This is a genomic window from Pseudomonas paeninsulae, assembly GCF_035621475.1.
Lineage (GTDB): Bacteria > Pseudomonadota > Gammaproteobacteria > Pseudomonadales > Pseudomonadaceae > Aquipseudomonas > Aquipseudomonas paeninsulae.
This window is the reverse complement of record NZ_CP141799.1, coordinates 1,385,370-1,410,133: the sequence shown is the minus strand read 5'-3', so window position 1 is coordinate 1,410,133 and position 24,764 is coordinate 1,385,370. Positions and strand designations below refer to the sequence as shown.

Below are 24,764 nucleotides of genomic sequence, written 5' to 3'. Positions count from 1 at the left end.
GAGCAGCATAAAGCTTGTTGCAGCCTCACGATCAGCCACCCCAGTTCATGCACCTTGCTCCTGGCACGCCAGGGCACTGCGCAGCAGGGCCGGCTGCATCGGCCGATCGAGGAAATAGCCCTGGGCTTCCTCGCAGTCGTATCGCTGGAGAATATCGAGTTGTTCTTGCGACTCCACACCCTCGGCCGTCACGGTCAGGGAGAGCGCCCGGCCGAGTCCGATGATCGCCTTGATGATTGCCTGGCTGTTCTCGCAACCGTCCAGGTCGGAGACGAAACTGCGATCGATCTTCAACCCATCGAAAGGGAATGTGCGCAGATAGCCGAGGGACGAATAGCCGGTGCCAAAGTCATCCATGGACAGCCTGACGCCCAAGTCCTTGAGTGCCTGCATGATCACCAGCGCGCCCTCGGCATCCTCGAGCAAGACACTCTCGGTGAGCTCCAATTCCAATCTCGACGGCGGCAGGCCGGTTTCGGCAAGGGCGGCCGTCACCCGCGCCACCAATTGCCCATGCTGGAACTCAACCGGTGAGAGGTTCACCGAAACGATCAGTTCCTCGCTCCAGCTCATGGCTTCCATGCAGGCGGCATGCAACACCCAGGAACTCAGGGGCACGATCAAGCCGGTGGTCTCGGCGATTGAAATAAAGCTATCGGGGCTCAACAGTCCGCGTTGCGGGTGCTGCCAGCGAACCAGCGCCTCGGCCGCGACCATGCGCTTGCTGTTGACGCTGTAACGGGGCTGCAGGAGCAGGCGCAGCTCGTCGTGCTGCAAGGCCTGGCGCAAATCGTGTTCGAGCTGACGGCGCTCGACGACCCGCTCGTTCATGTCGCTGGCATAAAAACACCAGGTATTGCGCCCGGCCCCCTTGGCCTCGTACAGCGCGATATCCGCATACCGGAGCAACTCGTCCGCCTGGGCCGCGTCGGTGGGCGCCATGGCCACGCCAATGCTGGTGCCGATAAAAATACTGTGGTTATCGATCTCGAATGGCCGTTCGATGCTGGCGATCAAACGCTCGCACAGATGCTCCACTTCCTCCTGAGCAGATATGCCACTGACAATCAGAATGAACTCATCACCCCCCAGGCGGGCAACCAGATCGCCCTCGCGCAGGCACAGGCGCAGGCGCCGGGAAACCTCGTTGAGCACCCGGTCGCCGACCTCATGGCCGAAAGAGTCGTTGACTGGCTTGAAGCGGTCGAGGTCGAGGCTGAGCATGACCAGCGGATTTTTCGCAGTGGGTAGCGCCTTGAGTTTGCCGTCGAGGAACTCCTGCATGCGGTTGCGGTTCGGCAGGCCGGTCAGCGCATCATGCAGCGACAGGTGTTCGATGCGCGCCCGCGCCTCGACCTCTTCGGTGATGTCGCTGGCAGTACCGCGGTAACCGCCGGTAACCTGCGCATCGGCAACGGTTCGCATGGAGAGTCGACAGGTGCGCAAACGGCCATCCTGGGCGCGGTAATGACATTGCCGGGTGCCATTGGAGGCCCTGCTCTTGCGCTTGCTCAGCCAGGTGGATAGACCACCGGGACACTCGATGAACTCATCGATCTGGCGCCCCAACCAATCGCTCTCGGCATGCCCGGTCACCACCTGAAAGCGTGCGGAAAGGTAGGTCAGACGCAGCGCGGTATCGACCTCCCAAATCCAGTCCGAGGCGGCTTCGGCGACATCGCGAAAGCGCGCCTCACTGGCCGCCTGGGCCAGTTTGCTGGTGTACAGGGAAGCATAGCTGGCATCCATCTCGCGCGCGGAAGCCATGGCCCGGCGCAGGGTCAACCAGGTGACCAGCGCAAAAATGCTCCCGGCCAAGGCCAGCAGCGGCAGAATCAGGTAAAGCAACTGATCACCAGGCCGGGCCGGCTGCCAACGCAACAGCAGCTGCTCGTCGTTGAGGGTGGCCAGGGGCAACGAGGACGCGCCTGGCGCATCGGCTGCAGCGCTGGCCACCTGCAACCTGTCGATACCGAAATCCGCTCCAAGCGCCTGCAGCTTGTCCGGCCCGAGTCGATCGACGAAGAGCAAAACGGATGTCGGTCCCGGCACTTCGACTACCTGCGGATCGCCTCCGGGGGTAAAGCCCGCAGCAGCAACCAGCGCCGGCTGACCGGCTATTTGCACAAAGCCCACGACCGGTTCTGCATCCCCGGCCTGCTCACGTGCCTGTGCGAGCAGGCCGGCTATGTCTTGCTGGAGCCATTGCCCCACCGAGGTTGCCACACGCTGACCGTCGACCACCGCATAAGAGGTAGTACCGTCGGCAGCGACGACAAACAGACCCTCAAAGGCGAAATCATCAAACAGGCTGGGCCCCATGTTCTGTCGCGTATAGGCCCACTCAAGATCGACTGCGGTATGCAGATTTTGGTAAGCATCCCCCCAAAAGGCGTAGTCGCTGATAATCGTCAGCATCGACTTCTGCCGGGCCTGGGTGGCCTTTTCCACATAGAACCGGCCTTGTTCGAGCGCTCGAGTATTCTGCTGCAGCGCAATCTGCACCAACGCCGCACTGGCCACGACGAACAGCACCAACAGCAAGGCTGAGAGAAGCAGCAACGCCCGGCGGGTGGCACTCGAATTGGCGACGCCGATGGCCGGTTGACGGGACAGTTCTGCTGTTGGCGACATGGAAAATCCTCGAGCGATTGGTGATGCGGCGCAAAGCAGGTGCAAGCCAGGGGATACGCGAGCGTGAAGGCACTATGCCATCACCTCTGTTAACGCCAGCAGCAAAGCGTCCCCGCGCACTCATTGACTGCGCCACAGTGTCGCCAAAGGCGTTGAGAAAATCGTGAACGAACGTCATATCCGTTGAAAAATTACGGCTGTAGATCGGACCGCGCCGGCGCAGCGCAGCCAAGCTGTGGGGTCTTGGGCTTTATCCACAATATGATAAACACGGCACCGCCGACGTTTGGCGGTTAAAGCGGGTCGCTACAGGCAAAGAGCGAACCAGAATCGGGCAGCGCGGCGAGCGCAGGAGAAAGTCCGTCGTTATGGCTGCCCTGCGGGTCGATGCCGATCGAACCCGAACCAACAGGATTGATTCAGCAGGACATCGACTACCCGCTATTCTGAAATCTGCCGGATATCCAGCAGCACCCACACCTCGTAGCCCTTGGCGCGTGCGGATTTTTCGGCCTCGAGCTGAGCGGTCAGCGTGCTGATCGAACTCGAACGATGCTCGAAGCGGAAAGTCGGGCCACCGTTCTTGCGCACGCTCAGTTCGACGAGCGTGTAACTGGACGCGGGCTTTGACTGTGATTGTGGTTGTTTCGGTAGAGCTGGGTCGAGGCCGAGGGCGCGGCGCATCTCGCCTTCGGAGAGGTTGGTTTCGGTCAAGCTAGAGCCCTATTGCAATTATGAGTGTCATTGTTGAGCAGGACTTTGCAGGACATTCGCGACAAAGTGCTGCGAGGACGGCGAATCTCGCCGATACATCGCAAATCAAAGTAGATAGTGACACGTCGCCATAAAGAAGTGGATACACAGAACGTTATCTAGCGGCCTGTCGGGCTTAACACTGTCCTACTGCGAAAAAGCCGGACCTGATCATTTTTTACGCGCCATTTCGTTGAATAGAGCCACTATTCGCCTCAAAAGCGCGCAAAAACTGTGTTAACCCGGACTTCCCCTCGCTACAGACGGTCAAGTCCGACAGGCTGCTAGCCCGACTTGCGACTTGCGCCGCCACTCAACCCGACCAACGGACTCGCGCCACGCCAGGCAAAGATTGTCTAGGCTGTAATTGCCGATCTTGCCAACGCAGTCATCTCGTCTGGAGGTTCGCCATGCAACTCCAAGGTTCCTGCCATTGCGGCGCGGTGGTGTTCAGCCTGAGCAGTGCCCACCCTTATCCCTACCAGCGTTGCTACTGCTCGATTTGCCGCAAAACCCAGGGCGGCGGCGGTTACTCGATCAACCTCAGCGGCGCGGCACACAGCCTGATAGTCACCGGGCGCAAGCAGGTCGCCATCTATCGCGCCAAGATCAAGCGCGAAGGCGAGCGCCGCGCCCATACCAGCAGTGCCGAGCGGCATTTCTGCCGACTGTGCGGCAGCGCCCTGTGGCTCTTCAGCCCAGAGTGGCCGGAGCTGATTCACCCCTTCGTCTCGGCTATCGACACGCCGCTGCCGGTGCCGCCGGAACACACCCACCTGCTGCTCGACTCGAAAGCCTCCTGGGTCGAAGTCAATGTGCGGCCCGGCGATCAACAATTCGACGGTTACCCCGAAGAATCCATCGCCCAGTGGCATGTACGCCTTGGCCTGAGTCGCTGAGCGCTGGCCAGCCGCGGAGCCAGGCAAGTGCCCGACGCCTCCGGGCGGCAGGTTTGGTCGACCCCGGCAGTGCGGGTAAGATGGCGGAATGATTAAACACAGCCCAACGTTTTCACTCGATCATGAGCGCCTGCTCGACGCCCTCGTCGCCACCGATAAGCTGCTGATCATTCAGGACCTGGACGGCGTCTGCATGGGCCTGGTGCGCGACCCGCTGACCCGGACCATCGAACGGCGTTATGTGCAGGCAGCCCGTCAGCTGGCGGGGCACTTCTTCGTCCTGACCAACGGCGAACACATCGGCAGGCGCGGGGTGAACGGCATCGTCGACAACGCCCTCGCAGCCCCCGCCCAGGCCCGCGAGCAAGGTCTCTACCTACCCGGGCTAGCGGCCGGCGGCGTACAACTGCAGGATCGCCACGGCGAGGTTTCCCACCCTGGCGTAAGCGAGGCGGAACTGGCCTTTCTGCAGACGCTACCGGGCAAGGCCGAGCGCTTCCTCGGCGAACTGCTGGCCGCACCGCCCTATTCGCTCACCGCATCCGAGATCGCCGCCCTGGTTAGCGCCAGCGTACTGGACAACCTCGCCTCACCAACCCTCAACATCAACAGCCTCTACCAGCATTTCAGCGACCAACCGGCGCTCTACCAGCAGCTGCAGCACGCAGTCGAAGGCTTCATGGCGCACCTGCTGCAACAGGCCGCCGCCTGCCAACTGCAGGAGTCCTTCTTCGTCCACTACGCACCCAATCTCGGCAGCGACGCCCAGGGCCTGGAACGGGTCAAATACAGTACCGGCGACAACGCCGGCACCACCGATTTCCAGTTCATGCTCAAGGGGGCGATCAAGGAAGTCGGCGTACTGGTGATTCTCAATCACTACTATCACCAACACACCGGGCACTACCCGCTGGGCGCCGACTTCAACGCCCGCCAGGCCCCGCGCGAGCGCGACGCGCTGTTGCAACTGGCGCGCGAGCGCTTCGACCCGGCCCAGATGCCGCACATCGTCGGCGTGGGCGACACGGTCACCTCGGCCACTCGCACGCTGGATGGCCAGACCGAGCAACTGCGCGGCGGCAGCGACCGCGGCTTCCTGACCCTGGTGCAAGAGCTGGGCAAGGCCTTCGACAGCGACAACTGCGTGGTCTATATCGACAGCAGCGGCGGCGAGGTCGATCGCCCGGGCCTGGATGCGGCGCACCTGCAGCGCAGGGCGAGCGAGCCGAGCCTGGAACCCTGGGCGGCAGCCGAGGGCATCAGCGACCCCGCCGACCCACTCGCTCTGGATGTGGTGTTCTGTGCTGGCCATGGCCAATATGTCACGTTTTTCTGCACCCTGGCCGAGCGCTACGCGGGGCGTAGCCGGGCTGCCCAGTGAATGTCCTTGAAGTGGCCAACCCTGAGTTTGCCGCTCAACTCTTCAGCCGGTAACCGGTCTTGAAGATCCAGCCAACGGTGAGCACGCACAGCAGCAGGAAGGCGAAGATCATGCCCAGGCTGAGCACCACGTTGACGTCGGAGACGCCGTAGAAGCTCCAGCGGAAGGCGCTGATCAGGTACACCACCGGGTTGAACAGGGTGATGGTCTGCCACGTGGGCGGCAACATGCTGATCGAGTAGAAACTGCCACCGAGGAAGGTCAGCGGCGTGACGATCAGCGCCGGGACTATCTGCAATTTCTCCCAGCCGTCGGCCCAGACGCCGATGATGAAACCGAACAGGCTGAAGGTCAGCGCGGTCAGCACCAGCAAGGCCAGCATCCACACCGGATGAAAAATCTCGAAATCGACGAACAGCCGCGCCGTGACCAGAATCACCAGCCCCAGCACGATCGACTTGGTCGCCGCCGCGCCGACATAGCCGAGCAGAATTTCCAGGTAGGACACCGGTGCCGAGAGCAGCTCGTAGATGCTGCCGGAATACTTGGGCATGTAGATGCCGAAGGAGGCATTGGAGATGCTCTCGGTGAGCAGTGCCAGCATGATTAGCCCCGGCACGATGAAGGCGCCGTAGCTGACCCCGTGCACCTCGGTCATGCTGCTGCCGATGGCCGAACCGAACACCACGAAGTACAGCGAGGTGCTGATCACCGGGGTGGCGATGCTCTGCAACAGGGTGCGCCAGGTGCGCGCCAGCTCGAACAGGTAAATAGCCTTGATGGCATAAAAATTCATACACGCGCCTCATCAGGTTGTTCATCCGCTATTGCGCTCGGCCATGCGGCGTTGCTCATTACGCGGCTCAACGACCTGATACCAAATTAACGAAGATGTCTTCCAACGAACTCTGGCTGGACTGCAGATCCTTGAAGTCGATGCCGTGCTGGGCCAGGTCCTTGAGCAGTTCGGCGATGCCGGTGTGCTCGCGCTGGGCGTCGAAGGTGAACACCAGGGTGTGGCCTTCATCGGCCAGCTCCAGCGCATGGCCGGTGAGTTCGGCGGGTATGCTCGCCAGCGGCTGCTGCAGATGCAGGGTCAGTTGCTTCTTACCGAGCTTGTGCATCAGCACCTGCTTGTCCTCCACCAGGATGATCTGGCCCTGGCTGATGATGCCGATGCGGTCGGCCATCTCCTCGGCCTCCTCGATGTAGTGGGTGGTGAGGATGATGGTCACCCCGCGGGCGCGCAGGCCGCGGACCATGGCCCACATGTCGCGGCGCAGCTCGACGTCGACCCCGGCGGTGGGTTCGTCGAGAAACAGGATCTGCGGCTCATGCGACAGCGCCTTGGCGATCATCACCCGGCGCTTCATGCCGCCGGACAGCTCCATGATCTTGGCGTCGCGCTTGTCCCACAGCGAGAGGTCGCGCAGCAGGCGCTCCAGGTAGGCCGGATCGGGCTTCTTGCCGAACAGGCCGCGGCTGAACTTGACCGTGGCCCAGACGGTTTCGAACACGTCGCTGACCAGCTCCTGGGGCACCAGGCCGATCTGCGAGCGGGCCGCGCGATAGTCCGTAATGATGTCGTGACCGTCGACCAGCACCCGCCCGCCGCCCGGATTGACGATGCCGCAGATGATGCTGATCAGGGTGGTCTTGCCGGCGCCGTTGGGGCCGAGCAAGGCGAATATCTCGCCCTTGCGGATATCCAGGTCGATGCTTTGCAGCGCCGGATGGCCGGAGGCGTAGGTCTTGCTCAGTTGCTGGATGGAGATCACCGGTTGCACGGGATGGCCTTGCCTGGAAGAGAGAAAGGCAGAGTGTAAGTAACTTGGGGTGGGGTGAGGCAAGTGCCGCCTGGTTTGCACCTTAGCCAAGCACCCGCGAGCGGGCTTAGGACAAGGGCATCTGCTCGGCCAAAAAATCGATCAGGCTGCGCACCGAGGGCAGCAAGCCGCGGCGCGAGGGGAACAGCGCATGCACCACGCCGCAGCGCGGTGCCCACTGCGGCATGATGTCGAGCAGCCGACCTTGCGCCAGTTCCTGCTCGACCACCATGCACGGCAACTGCACCAGGCCAACGCCGCGTAGCGCGGCCTGCAGCAGGGTCGTCATGTCGTCGCTGATCAAGCGCGGTTGGTGCCGGACCTCGGCCATGGCCCCATTGGGGCCCTCCAGTCGCCACAGATGTTCGCCCGGTTGCCGCCAGTCCAGGCTGGGCAGGCCACTCAGGTCCGCGGGCAGCAAGGGCAAGGCGCGGCCCTTGAGCAACTCGGGGCTGGCGACCAGTCGTTGCGGGCTGTCTGCCAGCACGCGCATCACCAGATCGCTGTTTTCCAGTGGAGGGAAACGCACGCGCAGGGCCAGGTCGAGGCCTTCGCCGATCACGTCGACGTGCCTGTTGGTGGCATCCAGATGCACCTGGACTTTGGGATTGAGGACCATGAAGCGGCCGATCAGGTCGCCAATCCGGTACTGCAGCAAGGTGGTGGGACAGCTCATGCGTACGATGCCCTGGGGTTCCGAGCGCGTGCGTTCGATCACCTCCCGCGCGGCTTGCGCCTCGATCAGCATGGCCAGGCAGTGCCGGTAATACTCCTGACCGATCTCGGTAACCGAGAAGTGCCGCGTCGTGCGCTGCAGCAGGCGCACACCCAAGCGCTCCTCGAGCAGGGCAATGCGCCGACTGAGTTTGGACTTGGGTGTATGCAGCGCCCTGCCTGCCGCCGCAAAACCACCGTGTTCGACGACTTGGGCGAAGTAGTAGAGGTCGTTGAGGTCGTCCACCAGTGTTCTCCTTATAGAACGCTGAGACTGATTTACTCAGTCTACCGGGATAGCTGTTGCACTCCTAAGCTGTTGTGCATACACAGAGGAGGCATCTCATGAAAAAGATTCTTGGCCTTTACAGCAGCCCTAAGCAGCACTGGGTCGGTGACGGTTTTCCGGTTCGCTCGCTGTTTTCCTATGACAGCCTGGGCCAGCACATCAGCCCGTTTCTGCTGCTCGACTATGCCGGTCCGCATGAGTTCGCCCCGACGCAGCAGCCGCGCGGTGTCGGCCAGCATCCGCACCGCGGTTTCGAAACCGTGACCATCGTCTACCAGGGCGAACTGGAGCACCGTGACTCGACTGGCAGCGGCGGCCTGATCGGCCCCGGCGACGTGCAGTGGATGACCGCCGCCTCAGGAATTTTGCATGAAGAATTCCACTCCGCCGCGTTCACCGAGCAGGGCGGCACCTTGGAGATGGTGCAGCTGTGGGTCAACTTGCCGGCCCGCGACAAGCTGGCCGCGCCGGGCTACCAGACCCTTCTCGATCAGGACATTCCGGTAGTGCCGCTCGACGGCGGTGCCGGTTCCCTGCGCCTGATTGCCGGCGAGTTTGCCGGGCAACAGGGGCCGGCACACACCTTCACCGCCATGGACGTTTGGGATATCCGCCTGAATGCCGATAAGCCGCTGGCCTTGCCAGTCGCCGAGGGGCGCAGCACGGCGCTGATCGTATTGCGCGGCAGCGTGCTGGTGAATGGCAGCCAGCTGGTCAGGGAGGCGCAGATGGTGCTGCTCGACCGCGCCGGCGACGAGCTGTTGCTGGAAGCCAACAACCAGGCGCTGGTGCTGCTGCTCAGTGGCGAGCCGATCGATGAGCCGGTGGTCGGTTACGGCCCCTTCGTGATGAACAGCCAGGCCGAAATTGCCCAGGCGGTTAAGGACTTGCAGAGCGGCTCGTTCGGCCAACTACCGGCCTAACGGTCATCCGCCGCCGGTCTCACTGCCTAGTCTCAATAGACCGGCTCACCCAGGACCCGTGGCCTAACTCGTCACCCAGACCCGGACCGTCGAAACGGCCCGGGCCTCTCAACCTTTCAAGAGGATCCGCGCATGCATTCCTTCGCAAATATTGCCAACTTCAACGGCCAGAAACCGACGATCGACCCCAGCGACACGGTGATGCTGCTGATCGACCACCAAAGCGGCCTGTTTCAGACAGTCAAAGACATGCCGATGACCGAGCTGCGCGCCAACGCCATCACCCTGGCGAAGATTGCCAGCCTGGCGAAGATCCCGGTGATCACCACTGCCTCGGTGCCCCAGGGACCCAATGGCCCGCTGATTCCCGAGATCCACGAGGCCGCGCCGCACGCCCAGTACGTGGCGCGCAAGGGCGAAATCAATGCCTGGGACAGCCCGGACTTTGTGGCGGCCGTGGAAGCCACCGGCAAGAAGACTCTGATCATCGCCGGCACCATCACCAGCGTGTGCATGGCTTTCCCGAGCATTAGCGCGGTGGCGGCCGGCTACAAGGTGTTCGCGGTGATCGACGCCTCGGGCACTTACTCGAAGATGGCCCAGGAAGTCACCCTGGCCCGGGTGGTCCAGGCCGGCGTGGTGCCCATGGACACCGCGGCGGTTTGTTCGGAGATCCAGCAAACCTGGAACCGTCCTGATGCCGCGCAGTGGGCCGAAGCTTACAGCCATATTTTCCCGCATTACCAGTTGCTGATCGAAAGCTACCTCAAGGCACAAGCCGTGGTGAGCAATCAGGAAGTCCTGGATTCGCAGCGCTAATCCCCCAAGCCCTGCACTGATTGGCGCAGGGTCATCAGCAGAAACAAGGAGAAGCAAAATGACTACCACCTACAAACGTCTCGACAAGAACCAGGCCGCGGTCCTGCTGGTCGACCACCAGACCGGCCTGCTGTCGCTGGTGCGCGACATCGACCCGGACAAGTTCAAGAACAACGTATTGGCCCTGGCCGATCTGGCCAAGTACTTCGAACTGCCGACCATTCTCACCACCAGCTTCGAGAACGGCCCCAACGGCCCGCTGGTGCCGGAGCTCAAGGCGCAGTTCCCGGACGCGCCCTATATCGCCCGCCCCGGCCAGATCAATGCCTGGGACAACGAAGACTTCGTCAAGGCGGTAAAGGCCACCGGCCGCAAGCAGCTGATCATCGCCGGGGTGGTCACCGAGGTCTGCGTGGCCTTCCCGGCGCTGTCGGCGATCGAGGCCGGCTTCGAGGTGTTCGTGGTCACCGATGCCTCCGGTACCTTCAATGAAATCACCCGCCATTCGGCCTGGGACCGTATGTCCGCCTCCGGCGCGCAGCTGATGACCTGGTTCGGTCTGGCCTGCGAGCTGCACCGCGACTGGCGCAACGACATCGAGGGGCTGGGCACGCTGTTCTCCAACCACATCCCCGACTACCGCAACCTGATCAACAGCTACAGCACACTGACCGCGGGCAAGTAAGCGCGCCGACAAGGGCTGCGCTGCGCAGCCCTTGATCTTTGCGCCACTTACAGCTGTTCTTAACAGCCTTGGCAGTCCAGCAGAATAGGAGTTTGCAATGAGCGCAGCGTCAGTCACGGCCTCCCTCGACGGGCAGGCCTATCAGGTCAAACTCAGCGCTGGCGTACACCAATGGCTGGGTGACGAGCCGCAGGCACTCGGCGGTGGCGACACCGGGCCTTCGCCCCATCAGCTGCTGCTATCGGCCCTGGGTGCCTGCACCTCGATCACCGTTGCCATGTACGCGCAACGCAAGGGCATACCGCTGCAGGCCATCGATGTGCAACTGAGCCTGCTGCAGGCGCCCAGTGCGCAGCATCCGCAGACCCGCATCGGTCGAAACATCCACCTGTCGGGCGAGCTGAGCGATGCACAACGCCAGCGCCTGCTGGAAATTGCCAATGTTTGCCCCATCCATAAGCTGCTGAGCGGCGAGATCCTGATCGACAGCCAGCTGGTCGACTGAGGAGCACCGACGTGACAAATTCAGAAATCAAGGTGCTGGGCATCTCCGGCAGCCTGCCCAGTGGCTTCTACAACACGGCCGCCCTGCGCGAGGCGGTCAGGTTCAACACACAGCGGGGATAACGTCATGAGTACCCACGATAACCAATGCCAGCTGTCGTCATCCAGCGATTGCCCGTTAGAAAATGGCCAGCGCAGCATCCAGCGCGTGACCTCGCGTAGCGCCGAGATTGGTGGCGGCATTTCCGTTAGCCGCCTGCTGCCTTCAGCGCAACGGCGAATGATCGGCGCCTGGTGCTTCCTCGACCATGCCGGCCCCGCCACCTTCACCACCGACGCCGGTCTGCGGGTCGGCCCGCACCCACACATCGGCCTGCAGACCTTCACCTGGATGATCGAAGGCGAAGTGCTGCACCGCGACAGCCTGGGTCATGTGCAGACGGTTCGCCCGGGCCAGGTCAATCTGATGACCGCCGGGCGCGGCATCAGCCATAGCGAAGAGTCCTTGCCCACCGAACGGCGCCTGCATGCCGCGCAGCTGTGGATCGCCCTGCCCCGCGCCGAGAGCCAGCGCGCGCCGGCGTTCGAGCACCATCCCGAGCTGCCCTGCTGGGACCAGCACGGCTGCCGCCTCACCTTGCTCGCCGGGCACTACGACGGCCACACGGCGCCGACCCGGATTTACTCGCCGCTGCTCGGCATCGACCTGCACAGCGCGCCGGGCGCCACGCTCGAGCTGCGCCTCGATCCGGCGTTCGAGTACGGCATTCTGCCGCTGCAGGGCGAGGTGCAGATCCAGGCGGAGCGCTTCGCCGTCAACCAACTGGCCTATCTCGGCCGCGGCCGCGACCAGCTTTCCGTGCAGTTGGCGCCGGGTAGCCAGGCGCTGCTACTGGGCGGCGAGCCGTTCGCCGAGGAGATTCTGCTGTGGTGGAACTTCGTCGGCCATAGCCAGGCCGAGATCAGCCAAGCCCAGCACGACTGGCAAGCGGGGCACCCGCGTTTCGGCCGGGTCGAGGGCTACGACGGCGCGCCATTGGTAGCGCCCAGCCTGCCATGGTCGAGCGACTGAACCGACGCGGCGGCCGGTGCGGGCGCCGACCCGCCATTCAATAGGCTATGTCCCATGAAACGTGCAGGCCGGCAAGGTGCTGGGCGGGGGCGATGATTCGTAGGGCGAGTTAGTGGCGCAGAGGCGGGTTGGCAAAGTAACGGCGGAAGTTGTGCGCCGCGTAACCCACCAAGCGGTGATCGGCCAGCCCCATCTGGTGGGTTACGGCGCAACTGACTACGCATCAGCAGAGAGCCCGTGGTCATGCGCCTAACCGACCCTAGAAAAGCTGCGTGCAACACGTAATCAGGCATAGCCATTGAATAACCCGCGCCCCCGGCCATGCCTGGGGGCGCCAACCCTATGCTGCAAACGCTACCCTACGCCGCCCAGCCCATCGCCAGTCAAGGAGTCACCATGGCCGAACCAGGCAGCCTGCTACAGACCGCCGTGGTATTCCTCCTCGCCGCAGTATTGATCGTGCCCCTGGCCAAACGCCTGCAACTGGGCGCGGTACTCGGCTACCTGCTGGCCGGGGTGCTGATCGGCCCGGCGGCCCTGCGCCTGGTGGACGACCCGCAAAGCGTCAGCCATATCTCCGAGCTGGGGGTAGTGCTGCTGTTGTTCATCATCGGCCTGGAATTGTCGCCCCGGCGCCTGTGGGTGATGCGCAAGTCGGTATTCGGCGTCGGCATGGCCCAGGTGCTGCTGACCGGCCTGGTGATCGGCGCGGTGGCCATGTTCGGCTTCGCCCAGCCGCTGAAGACCGCACTGGTGCTCGGCCTCGGCCTGGCGCTGTCGTCGACTGCCTTCGGCCTGCAACTGCTCGCCGAACGCAAGGAGCTGACCAGTCCCCACGGTCGCCTTGCCTTCGCCATTTTGCTGTTCCAGGACATCGCCGCCATCCCGCTGATCGCCCTGGTGCCGTTGCTCAGTAGCACTGGGACGGCGCCCGACGCCGGCAGCGACCTCGGCCAGTTGTTCAAGGTACTGGGCAGCATCGGCCTGGTGGTCATCGGCGGGCGCTACCTGCTGCGCCCGGTGTTTCGCATCGTCGCCAAGACCGGCCTGCGCGAGGTGTCCACCGCCACCGCGCTGCTGGTGGTAATCGGCACCGCCTGGCTGATGGAGCTGGCGGGCATCTCCATGGCCCTCGGCGCCTTCCTCGCCGGCCTGCTGCTGGCCGACTCGGAATACCGCCACGAGCTGGAATCGCAGATCGAGCCGTTCAAGGGCCTGCTGCTCGGCTTGTTCTTCATCAGCGTCGGCATGACTGCGGACATCCGCCTGCTGTTCGCCCAGCCGGTGCTGGTGCTCGGGCTCACCGCCCTGCTGATTTTGCTCAAGCTGCCGCTGCTGGTGCTGCTCGGCCGCCTGCCCGGCGGGCTCGGCGCGCACAGTGCGCTACGCCTGGGCGTGGTCCTGGCAGCCGGCGGCGAGTTCGCCTTTGTGGTGTTCCAGATGGCCCGCGAGCAGGGCCTGTTCGAGCCGCGCCTGCATAGCCTGCTGGTGCTGGTCATCACCCTGTCGATGGCCGTCACGCCGCTATTGGTGCTGCTGGTGGCGCGCCTGTGCAAGGTCAAGGAGCAGCCGCGCGAAGTGCCGGCGGAGTACCGCGAGATCGACAGCGATGCGCCGCGCGTGGTGATCGCCGGCATGGGCCGCATGGGCCAGATGGTCGCACGGGTGCTGCGCGCGCAGCGGGTGCCCTTTATCGCCCTGGACACCGAGGTCGACACCATTGAGCTGTCGCGCAGCCTGGGCCGTATGCCGATCTTCTACGGCGACCCGCTGCGCCCGGAGATTCTCCACGCGGCCAAGACCGAGCAGGCGGAATATTTCATCGTCGCCACCGACGACCCGGAGATCAGCCTGAAGACCACCGAACTGGTGCGCCGCCTCTACCCGCACCTGAAGGTCATCGCCCGCGCGCGCAACCGCCAGCACGTGCATCACCTGCTGGATGCCGGCGCCCTGCCGATCCGCGAGACCTTCCATTCGAGCCTGGAGATGAGTCGCCAGGTGCTGCTCGGCCTGGGCCTCGACGAGGCGCAGGCGAACCAGCGGATCAAGCGCTTCCAACGCCACGACGAGGAAGTGCTGGAGGCCCAGCACCGGGTCTACAACGACAAGGCCGCAGTGCTGCAAACCGCCCGCGAGGCGCGCACGGAACTGGAGACCCTGTTCGACGCCGACTCCAGCGAGGCTCCGCCGCAAGCCTAAATCCGTGGATGGGTTGAGGAGCGTAGCCGCGTCTAGATGACCCGTCATGAATGACTGCTGCCGACACATAGCTCACGCTCGGTATTACCTAGAAATCCCGGGACGACTCAAACTACACTTCAGATTCACCTTAGCTGCTGGTTATCGGGCAGTAACCTAAATAAAAACCCGGGGCTCATAACCGGAACTTGAGGTAACAGGTTCGATGCTAGGACGGCACTCAGAAAAAACGCAAAAGCGCGACGCGCGCCCCGAATTTTGGCAGCTTTCCATGCGTTGCTGCCAGTTGGCTGGCGGCGTGGATGTCGCCTTTTTCTTTATTTTTCTCATTCTTGGCTCACCCATTCTGGCCTGGGTTAACGTGATCAGCGTGGCCATGTATGTCTGCGCCTATCGCGCACTCAAACAGCGACGTAATCGGATCGCGATCCTGCTGATCCGCACAGAAGTGCTTGTGCATGCAGGGCTTGGCACAATATTGGTTGGCTGGGAAAGTGGCTTTCACTACTTTTTGCTAATGTTCATTCCGGCCCTGTTCGTTACCATGCGCGCCCGCAACGCCTGGATCCTCGCCGCGTGCCTGTGGGCCTACTATGTTGGGCTGGATGTACTCATGTGGTACATCGAACCTCTGCAACCCATTTCCTCAAATGCCCTGTTGGGTGTGCATGTTTTCAACTTGACTGTGGTGTTCAGCATGTTCAGCTATCTTGCGCTGTTCTATGTGATCACGGTAACCCGCGCGCACAATAGTCTGGAGCGGATGGCAACGACAGACTCGTTGACCGGCCTGTTCAATCGCCGGCACATGATTGCGCTGACCGAGAAAGAGCTGGCGCGACACCATAGGCTTCCCAGTAACCTCATCTTAATGTTGATGGATATAGATCACTTCAAACAGATCAATGATCAGTACGGACACGATATTGGTGACCGGGTGCTCGATGCTGTGAGCAACTCACTCAAAAGAACAATGCGTGAACAGGATTTTATCGGCCGCTGGGGCGGCGAAGAATTTCTTGCGGTATTGCCGGAAACCGATCTTGATCAGGCTGCTGCAAGCGCAGAGCGCATACGCAAGGCGATCCAGGCGTTGGTCATTGACAGTGGCTGCAATAAAATCAGCGTGACTCTGTCCATCGGCATCGCGCAGTACCGTACTGAAGAGTTACTCAGCAACGCTATTGCGCGGGCCGATCACGCGCTCTACGAGGGCAAGTCAGCTGGACGTAACAGAGTAGAAGTGGCGCAGCCCTAGTAGGGTGTATGCGGTTTTCGGCCTGGAGTGAAGACAACCGAGGCGCCGGACTCGAAAACCTCGTCGACGCCCTCGATCTTGCTGGTGCCATACATCTCATGCACCTGGCAGCCGACCTCGGCTGCCAGGTGCATCGTCCTAGCCCAGTGAGATCGAGTCGTCGGTATATGCCGCCGGCCACAGCCTTCAGTGGATCGGTTTCCAACGTGGTGCGTGCCAGCTCACACACTTGGACAATAAGGAACAGACCACGACATTGATCGTTGCTGAAGTCTGCTTCTGGCCGATTGTTGCCTATCGCGACCGGCTGGTCCGGGTCCAGCCTGTGTAAAAACGTGCACCGAGATCGATCCGACCAACAAGCGACCTCCAGTAATTGCAAATACACCATGATCGCCTATTTGGTAAGGGGTCATCCCCCCGGTAAATGCAGCCTGTGCAGCCGCCTGGAGCATCGTGCGAGGCCCGGTCAGACCCGGTCAGACCCGGCCATGCGCGACCGAACCGCCAGACCGCCCGCCTGAAACGCCCCAAAAAAGGGATCTACCCGCCCGCTCGCACTCTTATGGTTCACCGCCCTGCGCCTGGGCGATGACCACGAGGAAGCTGAAGGACGCCAGCGGGATCACCTCGCCATCGCCCGCCAAGGCCCGCGCTGTCTCTGCTTTGCCAATCCGCCAGTTACGCGTTGCCGGCTTCTACGACCCAGGCCGGATGTCGGCACGAAACCTGCTAATGCTCTAGCAACCCCTGCCAAAACCTCCGGCAGGACATCCCACATGGTCACCGCCGACCATCGGCCTACACAGGCACAGGATGGGTGAAACGGACAGCGCGGTCCGGGCACTTCACCCCACACACCCCATGAATACCAGGCAAAGACGCCTGGAGCTGGCAGACAGCTCCAGGCGTTTTTTTTTGCTGGCCGTGCCCCTGGCAACGGCTCTGACTGAGGAACGGCTATGAACTCTCTCGTCACTCCGATCAAGCGCGAAACCTTGATCGTCATCGGCAACGGCATGGTCGGTCATCATTGCGTCGAGCAACTGATCGAACAGGGCGCCCTCGCCCGGTATGACGTGCATGTGTTCGGTGAAGAGCGCCAGCGCGCCTACGACCGTGTGCACCTTTCCGAGTATTTCGGCGGTCGCGATGCCGAGTCCCTGGCCCTCGGCGAGCCCAATCTGTATGCCCAGCACGGCGTGCAATTGCACCTCGGCGTGCCGGTGCTGGCAATCGACCGCGAGCGCAAGCAAGTGCTGACCAGTACCGGACGCCAGGCCTACGACCGCGTGGTGCTGGCCACCGGTTCCTACCCCTTCGTGCCGCCGATTCCCGGCGCCGAAGGCAACTCGCGCCTGGTCTATCGGACGCTGGACGACCTCGACGCGATCCGCGCGGCAGCCACCAATGCCCGCCGTGGCGTGGTGGTCGGCGGCGGCCTGCTCGGCCTGGAAGCGGCCAACGCCCTGAAATCCCTGGGTCTGGAAGCCCACGTAGTCGAATTCGCGCCACGCCTGATGCCGGTGCAATTGGACGCCGAAGGCGGCGCCGCGCTCAAGGCGCGCATCGAGGCCCTTGGCGTCGGCGTGCACCTGTCGCGCGCCACCCAGGAGATCGTCCCCGGCGAGGAATACGCCTACCGGATGAACTTCAATGACGGTGAATTCCTCGAAGCCGACCTGATCGTGTTCTCCGCCGGCATCCGCCCGCAAGACGCCCTCGGCCGTAGCGCCGGGCTGGAGATCGCAGCGCGCGGCGGCCTGGTGGTCGACAACGAGTGCCGCAGCAACGACCCGGACATCTTCGCCATCGGCGAATGCGCCTCCTGGAACGGCAGCATCTTCGGCCTGGTCGCGCCGGGCTACAGCATGGCGCGCAACGTGGCCAGCCAGTTGGCGGGCGGCGACTACCAGCCCTTCACCGGCGCCGACATGTCGACCAAGCTCAAGCTGCTCGGCGTCGACGTCGGCTCGATCGGCGATGCCCACGCCGCCACGCCCGGCGCCAAGAGCTACCGCTTTATCGACGAGGCCAGCGCCAGCTACCGGCGTCTGGTGGTTTCCGCCGATGGCAAGCAGGTGCTCGGCGCGGTGCTGGTCGGCGACAACAGCTACTACGACACCCTGCTGCAATACGCGCAGAACGGCATCGCCCTGCCGAAAGATCCGTCCGGCCTGATCCTGCCGCAGTCCGAGGGTGCGCCGACCCTGGGGCCCGACGCCTTGCCGGACAGCGCGACCATCTGCTCCTGCCACAACGTCAGCAAGGGCGCGGTGTGCTGCAAGGTCGAGGCCGGCGTCACCGACCTCGGCGAACTCAAGGCGCAGACCAAGGCGGCCACTGGCTGCGGCGGTTGCAGCGCGCTGCTCAAACTGGTGTTCGACAACGAGCTGACCGCCCGTGGCGTCGCCGTCGACAAGAGCATCTGCGAGCACTTCGGCCACACCCGCCAGGAGCTTTACGCCATCGTCCGGGTCGAGGGCGTCATCAGTTTCGAGGAGCTGCTGGCCAAGCACGGCCGCGGCCATACCGGCTGCGACATCTGCAAGCCGGCGGTGGGCTCGATCCTCGCCTCGTGCTGGAACCAGCCGATCACCGACTCGTCGTTGCTGCCGCTGCAGGACACCAACGACACCTTCATGGCCAACATGCAGAAGAACGGCACCTACTCGGTGGTGCCGCGCATCGCTGGCGGCGAGATCACCCCGGACAAGCTGATTGCCCTCGGCGCCGTGGCGAAGAAATACGACCTCTACACCAAGATCACCGGCGGCCAGCGCATCGATCTGTTCGGCGCCCAGTTGCACCAGTTGCCCGATATCTGGGGCGAGCTGATCGCAGCCGGCTTCGAGACCGGCCACGCCTACGGCAAGTCGCTGCGCACGGTGAAATCCTGCGTCGGCAGCACCTGGTGCCGCTACGGCGTGCAGGACAGCGTCGGCATGGCCCTGCGCCTGGAAGACCGCTACAAGGGCCTGCGCTCGCCGCACAAGATCAAGTTCGGCGTCTCCGGCTGCACCCGCGAATGCGCCGAGGCGCAGAGCAAGGACATCGGCGTGATCGCCACCGAGAACGGCTGGAACCTCTACGTGGCCGGCAACGGCGGCATGCGCCCACGGCATGCCGAGCTGTTCGCCACCGACCTCGACGACGCCAGCCTGATCCGCACCATCGACCGCTTCCTGATGTTCTACATCCGCACCGCCGACAGGCTGCAACGCACCTCGGTCTGGCGCGAGAGCCTGGACGGCGGCCTGGACTTCCTCAAGGAGGTGATCATCGACGACAGCCTGGGCCTCGGCGCCGAGCTGGAAGCGCAGATGCAACTGGTCATCGACCGCTATGAATGCGAGTGGGCCAACGCCCTGAAAGATCCGGAGAAGCTCAAGCGCTTCCGCACCTTCGTCAACGACGAACGCGGCGACCCGGACATCCACTTCGTCAAAGAACGTGGCCAGCGCCGCCCGGTGCATGCCTCTGAACTCCACCTGATCCCCGTTACCGAGGAGCTGCTCTGATGCGCCAATCGAATGTCGTACGTGCCGAATTCCGCCAAGCCGCGCCAAGCCCCGCCGCGTGGCGCGCGCTGTGCAGCCGTGAGGATCTGGTCGCCAACTCCGGCGTGGTCGCCTGGCACGACGGCGCCCAGGTCGCCCTGTTCCACCTGCCGCACACCGCCGAGGGTGAAAAGCTCTACGCGATCGACAACCGCGACCCGCAATCGGGCGCCAACGTCATCGGCCGCGGCATCGTCGGCCAGCTCAAGGGCGACCTGGTGATCGCCTCGCCGCTGTACAAACAGCACTTTCGCCTGGCAGACGGCAGCTGCCTGGAATACCCCGAGCAAAGCCTGCGCGTCTGGCCGGTTCGCCTGAACGGCGATGCGGTGGAAATCGGCCTGCTTGCTTGAGCCCCTCAGGCTGCAGTCGGCTCGCCCCTTGAGCCGGCTGGCGCACCTATCCAACCGCCGGACAACAGCACAAAAGCCAACCGCGACAAGCCCGCAGACGGCGTGAACATATCCAGCGCCATCACGAGATCGCCTCCAGCTCGGCGGTAGGGCGGTCCGTTCGGAGGTACGGCTTCGGAGCGCAGCGACAACCCGCCAGCGTCTATGCCGCGCCGAGCAACCAATGGTGCACTGCCTGCGGCGAGTACACCCTACGAACCGCTGGGTGGCTGGCCTGCGCATCCTGCGCCTGACCTGCCAGGAGGAAAAACGCCTGCTCGAGCGCCTGGAAAACATTGAGAGCCTGAACGACCGGGGAAAGCTGCAACAGCGCATGCACGAGCAACTCGGCATCCGCCGCGGCCTGGAGAAACACCCGGAGATCGCCTACCGGCTGCTCGATGCCCATGACCTGTTTCGCGATGTTTGAGGTGTTGTGTGGCTGGAAACCGGCCAAAGGCAGTCATTCGATGTGACCACGAAAGTAGGGACGATTCAGTCCGATGAAAACCCTGTATGGTCGGGCATTGAAAGATGGAAGCTGATACTGGATTCCTTTTATGTGGCTCCCCGCGATATCCCGGTCCCAGCCGGTCAGCGTCCAACAAACCATCGTTTATTGGACGGATCCAGAATGGCAATAGTACCGATGATCGATGCAGTCAATCCGAACGCCTGGACATCACTCGAGCTGCTGACTATTGGCGTAGTTCTGAGCTTTTTTCTGGCGTGCCTCACTGCTGCGACATGGCAGGCGTTTTCCCCTAGGAACCACCGCTGGGCCCGGATGTACTGGGTTGCCTGTAGCGTTCTGATGTGGACAGGCGTAGCTGGCCTGATCTATTTTGCCGTCTTCCCGCCCGAGCATTTTGACGAAGCGGGCCGCGTTGTCGGGGAAATACCACCCGAGTTCGGGTTTGCCGGTGCGATCGTTACGTTCGCTTTCTGTGCCGCGCTCGCAGGATTTGTTATGAAGGCGCTGATGCGCGTTTATCGAAGGACCAGACAACCGGGTTGAAGGGCGGGAGGATGCTGGCGGGCGAGGTGCGATCTGAGTCCCGTCAGTTGCCGATAATGTGAGCAGCCGAAGATGACATGCAAGTCGGCGCCGTCGAATGCAAGCACGGCCGGTTGCAAATGCAAGTCGCTACAGTCAACCTCATCCAGCGGATGCTCCGCAAACCTGTCACTAAAGTGAAGACTATGAACAAACCGTGCTTTTCGTTTTTTCTGACTCTTCTGCTTGCCGTATCCGCGATCCCCACCCATGCCGGGCAGCGTGCCCCACTTCGGTCACCCGAGCCCGGCGTGCTCTGCGACCGCTATTTGTGTGTCAACGACAAGGGGGTTTCTCGAAAGCTCACCGAAAAGTATCTCAGCAAGAAGGCCGCGACCAAGCTGTTTTCACAGGGCGATTTCGACCTGACCGAGTTCACCTTCGCCAACCGTATTTTCTGCGACGTGAAAGAGCGACTGTGCCGCGAAGATCGCTACTACGGCGCCAACGGCGAGCGCAGCGGGGCCGTGTCCAGAAAATACACCGAGCTACTGTTCGGCCAATGATTCTCTCGGTGACGCACCTTCAATTTCTAAACCATGTTTGATCAGTTACAGCCCCGTCGAGGAATATCGCCCGGACTGCCAATCTGAGTCGGTCAGTTCCAGATAATCTGGGCAGGCGGCGATGGAATCGCAAGCACGCTGGGTTGAATGCAAGCACAAATGTTCTATCTGCCGATTTCCGTAAAGCCGCTCAAAGCCCCGCCGCCTGGCGCGCACTGTGCAGCCGTGAGGATCTGGTCGCCAACTCCGTCGTGGTCGCCTGGCACGACGGCGTCCAGGTCGCCCTGTTACACCTGCCGCACACCGCCGCCGGTGAAAAGCTCTACGCCATCGACAACCGCGACCCGCAATCGGGCGCCAACGTCATCGGCCGCGGCATCGTCGGCCAGCTCAAGGGCGACCTGGTGATCGCCTCGCCGCTGTACAAACAGCACTTTCGCCTGGCAGACGGCGTGAAAATATCAAGCACCATCGCAAGACCGCCTCCAGACGTTCGCAGCAGCGTGCAGCTCAGATCGTAGGGCGGTTCGGGCGGCGTTCCGTTCGGAGGTAGGGCGGCTTCGGAGCGTAGCTACAACCCGCCAGCTTTTATGCCGCGCCACAGAATCATCGGTGCACTGCCTGCGGCGAGTACACCCTACGGGCCGCAGGTTGGCTGGCCGGCCCGCAGATCTGTCGTCACAAAGCAGATGGGCAAAATCGAGCTCGGCTCGCTATGCTTGGAGCCCATGACGCCCTCTCCCCAGATCCGCCCACCCTGCCCACCCGGCGCCTGCGACTGCGGGCGCGAACAGTTGCTGGCAACAACCGGCAGCGACCTGCGCATCCTGCGCCTGACCCGCCAGGAGGAAAAACGCCTGCTCGAGCGCCTGGAAAACATTGAGAGCCTGAACGACCTGGAAAAGCTGCAACAGCGCATGTACGAGCAACTCGGCATCCGCCTGGCCGTCGCCCCGGGCTTCAACGAAGTACGCAGCATGCGCGGCATCGCCATTGATATCGAGCAACTACCGGGGCTCTGCCGCAAAACCCGCCAGTCACTGCCAACCGCCATCCGCCGCGGCCTGGAGAAACACCCGGAGATCGCCTACCGGCTGCTCGATGCCCATGACCTGTTTCGCGATGTTTGAGGTGCTGTGTGGCTAGAAACGGCCAAAAACAGCTCGCCAGCTGTTCCGAGGAAACCAGGGGAGACTCACTTGGCCGAAAGTGGACGTTTAGAGCAGGGAAAATAAATATGTCCCCTTTTGGCCGTTCCCCTGGCCCGAACCCAGCCAAGACTGAATACAATATGCGCCCGATTATCCCGGGCCATGAATATGGCTGCACCGCACAAGGAACTCGCCTCCATGGCCTCCCCAGATAAACAGCAAAAACGCGCCCAGCGGGCCAAAGCCAAGGCTAAACAGAACCGTTCGGGTAAGTCCAAAGCCAATGTCATACATCCGGTGCTGGCCAATCCGCTGATCAACGAGCCGTTCGATGATGTCGAAATCGACCTGAGCACCTTCGACTTCAAAGACATCGAAGAGAACGGGTTCGACCCGGCGCACTTCGACGACCTGTTCCAGGCGATGAGAGTCGGCGAAGGCATCAGCCTGCTAGCGATGTGCGTGGTGTTCCTGCAATACCCGGTGTTGGAGCTGGTGGTCGCTGAGGAAGCGGAAGACGCGGCCACCGATTTCATGATGGGCCTGCTGATCACCTATCGCGGGATCTTCCATGATGAAGACGAAGACACGGCAGTGGATTGGATCGGCGGCGACGCCTTCCAGAATGCCTATAACGAAGCGTCGATGATCCTGCAGAAGAAGAACACTCGCGGCACACCAAGCGCCCGAGCTTAAAAGAGAATTTATTTAAATAATCGGGGATAGACCACGATTTAGGAAATGGCGATCTGCCCCCAGTTGTTATTGGTCTCGGGCCCTTAATCATCAGCAGCAGATGGCTACAGCAGCTGTCGCAGAGTGTCCTCTTTCGGCCAAAAGCGGACGGTTGTCCTATATATAAAGCGGTCCCATTTGTCAGTCCCTTTTTCCAAACGGACACAGAACAAAGATGTCCAGTTTGAAACCACTTTCACGCGCAGAATAGTTATTGGATGAGCGTGAACCTCTGGCGGCGATCAATTGGATCGCGAAAGATTCGCCGCATCCTGCCGCCCTCCACCAATTTTTCGAGCCATTATGGACGTGCAAAAAAGTTTGCGACCACAGAGGCTGCGCTTCCGGGAGTACCTAGCCCTGACGACCTGGTGGTAATGGCCGGGGTGGCCTTGCCGAAGCGTCACAGACCGCGCTTCCATTTTCGAATATGCAGCCTGCCTGAGCGGCAAGACAACCTAGGATAGCGTTCGAGCCAGCGGCTCCTGCGTGATAATGGTAGGGAAGATTTTCACCGCTATGCCCGTTGCAACTGTCCAAAGCCTTAGGGACGGCGTCCCGATACCATGAAATGCGAGAAAATTTGATAGCCATCCATTGCAATGCCGATCTGTGTGCCATGCGCAACCGCAGACGCACCCTGCAAATCTCTGTGGGTGGTCGGCGCACGCGGCAGGCAGTCCGTGACGGCATGATAGTGGTACCCGACATGCGTGTTCACATGACCGCCGCAGTCATCGAAGGGCGCTATGGTATGTGCGCTGAGGATCGCATCGAGCGGTGCGGGGCCGACCCGGCGCATGCTATTTTAGGCTACGCCGGACCCGTAAGAATTTGTCGGTTGCGGCCGGCCGGAGGCTTGGGGTTGCAAAGGGATCACGTAGGTCATGGTCGCATCTTTCTGCATGTATTCCGGCAGACACTGTACGCAGTAATTCTGATAGGTCGGATCAACATAGGGGCGCGCAGCCGCTTCGCAAGCCTCCAATGATCCAGTGAAACGGACGTTACCCGTCTCGGGGTCGAACAATTGCCATGCAGTGTCGCCACAGAATTGCGCAAGGTTTGAGATGAAGGCTGCGTCCACATCGTAGACCTCCCCATCGTGCATCCAGATGCCGCCAGCTTTGGCGCCGTCCGCGATATTGCCGGGGCACCAGGGGCCGGGCGTATAGCTTTTCGGGTCTGCTTTGACCGTGATCGGATAACAGCTCGTCACGCTGCCCCCTGACAGTGTGCAGTCGACGATTTTCGGCTCGCCAATCAGTCTGGCACCCTCGAAGAAAGCGGAAATTTCAGGAATGGTCGGTGGCGAAGTTTGCGCCAGTGGCTCCGTTCCACAGGCCAGCATGCCTGCAATGAGGACCGATGCCCGGCCATAGCCGTTGAGGTGTGCCATGTCGT

Annotated in this window: 24 protein-coding genes and 1 pseudogene; 17 read left to right on the top strand and 8 right to left on the bottom strand. The window is 62.2% G+C overall.

Translation table 11 applies throughout. From position 1 onward, the window contains the following. Nucleotides 1-45: 45 nt before the first annotated feature. Together VCJ09_RS06410 and VCJ09_RS06405 are read right to left on the bottom strand one after the other, a co-directional pair. The gene (locus VCJ09_RS06410) at nucleotides 46-2,634 is read right to left on the bottom strand and encodes a bifunctional diguanylate cyclase/phosphodiesterase (protein ID WP_324733616.1); all 2,589 of its coding nucleotides are present in this window, start codon (nucleotides 2,632-2,634) and stop codon (nucleotides 46-48) included. A 441-nt stretch (nucleotides 2,635-3,075) separates the two neighbouring features. Further along, the gene (locus VCJ09_RS06405; protein ID WP_407693014.1) at nucleotides 3,076-3,348 is read right to left on the bottom strand and encodes a hypothetical protein; all 273 of its coding nucleotides are present in this window, start codon (nucleotides 3,346-3,348) and stop codon (nucleotides 3,076-3,078) included. Between the two features lie 449 nt (nucleotides 3,349-3,797). On the opposite strand from VCJ09_RS06405, the gene VCJ09_RS06400 reads away from it, so the two are divergent. Together VCJ09_RS06400 and stpA are read left to right on the top strand one after the other, a co-directional pair. Beyond that, nucleotides 3,798-4,286 carry a GFA family protein gene (locus tag VCJ09_RS06400; protein ID WP_324733615.1) on the top strand — a complete coding sequence of 163 codons (489 nt, stop codon included), beginning with the start codon at nucleotides 3,798-3,800 and terminating at the stop codon, nucleotides 4,284-4,286. An 88-nt stretch (nucleotides 4,287-4,374) separates the two neighbouring features. Next, the gene (gene stpA, locus VCJ09_RS06395; RefSeq protein WP_324733614.1) at nucleotides 4,375-5,667 is read left to right on the top strand and encodes a glucosylglycerol 3-phosphatase; all 1,293 of its coding nucleotides are present in this window, start codon (nucleotides 4,375-4,377) and stop codon (nucleotides 5,665-5,667) included. 34 nt (nucleotides 5,668-5,701) lie between these two features. On the opposite strand, the gene VCJ09_RS06390 is transcribed toward stpA, so the two are convergent. The 3 genes from VCJ09_RS06390 to VCJ09_RS06380 all read right to left on the bottom strand — a co-directional run bounded on the left by VCJ09_RS06390 (nucleotide 5,702) and on the right by VCJ09_RS06380 (nucleotide 8,454). Next, nucleotides 5,702-6,463 (bottom strand): ABC transporter permease, encoded by a 762-nt coding sequence (locus VCJ09_RS06390; RefSeq protein ID WP_324733613.1) that lies wholly within the window; start codon nucleotides 6,461-6,463, stop codon nucleotides 5,702-5,704. Between the two features lie 67 nt (nucleotides 6,464-6,530). After that, on the bottom strand, nucleotides 6,531-7,454 hold the full coding sequence (locus tag VCJ09_RS06385; RefSeq protein WP_324733612.1) for an ABC transporter ATP-binding protein: 924 nt from the start codon (nucleotides 7,452-7,454) through the stop codon (nucleotides 6,531-6,533). Between the two features lie 106 nt (nucleotides 7,455-7,560). After that, a complete protein-coding gene (locus tag VCJ09_RS06380) occupies nucleotides 7,561-8,454 on the bottom strand; it encodes a LysR family transcriptional regulator (RefSeq protein ID WP_324733611.1) in 894 nt (297 codons plus the stop codon). A 98-nt stretch (nucleotides 8,455-8,552) separates the two neighbouring features. Here VCJ09_RS06380 and VCJ09_RS06375 point away from each other — a divergent pair, with 98 nt between their 5' ends. The 7 genes from VCJ09_RS06375 to VCJ09_RS06345 all read left to right on the top strand — a co-directional run bounded on the left by VCJ09_RS06375 (nucleotide 8,553) and on the right by VCJ09_RS06345 (nucleotide 15,959). Then, on the top strand, nucleotides 8,553-9,419 hold the full coding sequence (locus tag VCJ09_RS06375; protein WP_324733610.1) for a pirin family protein: 867 nt from the start codon (nucleotides 8,553-8,555) through the stop codon (nucleotides 9,417-9,419). A gap of 132 nt (nucleotides 9,420-9,551) precedes the next feature. Beyond that, nucleotides 9,552-10,238, top strand: a complete 687-nt coding sequence (locus VCJ09_RS06370) for an isochorismatase family protein (protein WP_324733609.1) — start codon at nucleotides 9,552-9,554, stop codon at nucleotides 10,236-10,238. A 58-nt stretch (nucleotides 10,239-10,296) separates the two neighbouring features. Continuing rightward, complete coding sequence (gene ycaC / locus VCJ09_RS06365; protein WP_324733608.1) at nucleotides 10,297-10,923, top strand: isochorismate family cysteine hydrolase YcaC; 627 nt, start codon at nucleotides 10,297-10,299, stop codon at nucleotides 10,921-10,923. 97 nt (nucleotides 10,924-11,020) lie between these two features. Then, the gene (locus VCJ09_RS06360) at nucleotides 11,021-11,428 is read left to right on the top strand and encodes an OsmC family protein (RefSeq protein ID WP_324733607.1); all 408 of its coding nucleotides are present in this window, start codon (nucleotides 11,021-11,023) and stop codon (nucleotides 11,426-11,428) included. 126 nt (nucleotides 11,429-11,554) lie between these two features. Continuing rightward, nucleotides 11,555-12,499, top strand: coding sequence for a pirin family protein (locus tag VCJ09_RS06355; protein ID WP_324733606.1), 945 nt, complete (start codon nucleotides 11,555-11,557; stop codon nucleotides 12,497-12,499). Between the two features lie 396 nt (nucleotides 12,500-12,895). After that, complete coding sequence (locus tag VCJ09_RS06350; RefSeq protein WP_324733605.1) at nucleotides 12,896-14,701, top strand: monovalent cation:proton antiporter-2 (CPA2) family protein; 1,806 nt, start codon at nucleotides 12,896-12,898, stop codon at nucleotides 14,699-14,701. Between the two features lie 205 nt (nucleotides 14,702-14,906). Then, a complete protein-coding gene (locus VCJ09_RS06345) occupies nucleotides 14,907-15,959 on the top strand; it encodes a GGDEF domain-containing protein (RefSeq protein ID WP_324733604.1) in 1,053 nt (350 codons plus the stop codon). On the opposite strand, the gene VCJ09_RS06340 is transcribed toward VCJ09_RS06345, so the two are convergent. Beyond that, entirely contained in the window at nucleotides 15,956-16,093 is a 138-nt protein-coding gene (locus VCJ09_RS06340; protein WP_324733603.1) for a hypothetical protein, read from the bottom strand. The two genes, VCJ09_RS06345 and VCJ09_RS06340, sit on opposite strands and share 4 nt — an antisense overlap. Nucleotides 16,094-16,921: 828 nt before the next feature. On the opposite strand from VCJ09_RS06340, the gene nirB reads away from it, so the two are divergent. The 8 genes and pseudogenes from nirB (at nucleotide 16,922) to VCJ09_RS06300 (ending at nucleotide 23,321) form a co-directional block, all read left to right on the top strand. Next, entirely contained in the window at nucleotides 16,922-19,480 is a 2,559-nt protein-coding gene (gene nirB / locus VCJ09_RS06335) for a nitrite reductase large subunit NirB (protein ID WP_324733602.1), read from the top strand. Further along, entirely contained in the window at nucleotides 19,480-19,872 is a 393-nt protein-coding gene (nirD, locus tag VCJ09_RS06330; protein ID WP_324733601.1) for a nitrite reductase small subunit NirD, read from the top strand. The genes nirB and nirD overlap by 1 nt, the downstream gene beginning before the upstream one ends. 268 nt (nucleotides 19,873-20,140) lie before the next feature. Then, nucleotides 20,141-20,341, top strand: a pseudogene (locus VCJ09_RS06325) (hypothetical protein); the annotation flags it as partial. 6 nt (nucleotides 20,342-20,347) lie between these two features. Then, nucleotides 20,348-20,929, top strand: a complete 582-nt coding sequence (locus tag VCJ09_RS06320) for a hypothetical protein (RefSeq protein WP_324733600.1) — start codon at nucleotides 20,348-20,350, stop codon at nucleotides 20,927-20,929. A 77-nt stretch (nucleotides 20,930-21,006) separates the two neighbouring features. Next, nucleotides 21,007-21,474, top strand: coding sequence for a YcgJ family protein (locus tag VCJ09_RS06315; RefSeq protein WP_324733599.1), 468 nt, complete (start codon nucleotides 21,007-21,009; stop codon nucleotides 21,472-21,474). A gap of 143 nt (nucleotides 21,475-21,617) precedes the next feature. Beyond that, a complete protein-coding gene (locus VCJ09_RS06310; protein WP_324733598.1) occupies nucleotides 21,618-21,995 on the top strand; it encodes a nitrite reductase (NAD(P)H) small subunit in 378 nt (125 codons plus the stop codon). A gap of 207 nt (nucleotides 21,996-22,202) precedes the next feature. Beyond that, nucleotides 22,203-22,604 (top strand): hypothetical protein, encoded by a 402-nt coding sequence (locus VCJ09_RS06305; protein ID WP_324733597.1) that lies wholly within the window; start codon nucleotides 22,203-22,205, stop codon nucleotides 22,602-22,604. A 219-nt stretch (nucleotides 22,605-22,823) separates the two neighbouring features. Beyond that, on the top strand, nucleotides 22,824-23,321 hold the full coding sequence (locus VCJ09_RS06300) for a hypothetical protein (RefSeq protein ID WP_324733596.1): 498 nt from the start codon (nucleotides 22,824-22,826) through the stop codon (nucleotides 23,319-23,321). Nucleotides 23,322-23,904: 583 nt separating this feature from the next. Here VCJ09_RS06300 and VCJ09_RS24720 read toward each other — a convergent pair. Both VCJ09_RS24720 and VCJ09_RS06295 read right to left on the bottom strand, forming a co-directional pair. Beyond that, complete coding sequence (locus tag VCJ09_RS24720; protein ID WP_407693012.1) at nucleotides 23,905-24,162, bottom strand: YHYH protein; 258 nt, start codon at nucleotides 24,160-24,162, stop codon at nucleotides 23,905-23,907. Between the two features lie 6 nt (nucleotides 24,163-24,168). Then, nucleotides 24,169-24,759 (bottom strand): hypothetical protein, encoded by a 591-nt coding sequence (locus tag VCJ09_RS06295; protein ID WP_324733595.1) that lies wholly within the window; start codon nucleotides 24,757-24,759, stop codon nucleotides 24,169-24,171. Nucleotides 24,760-24,764 lie beyond the last annotated feature (5 nt).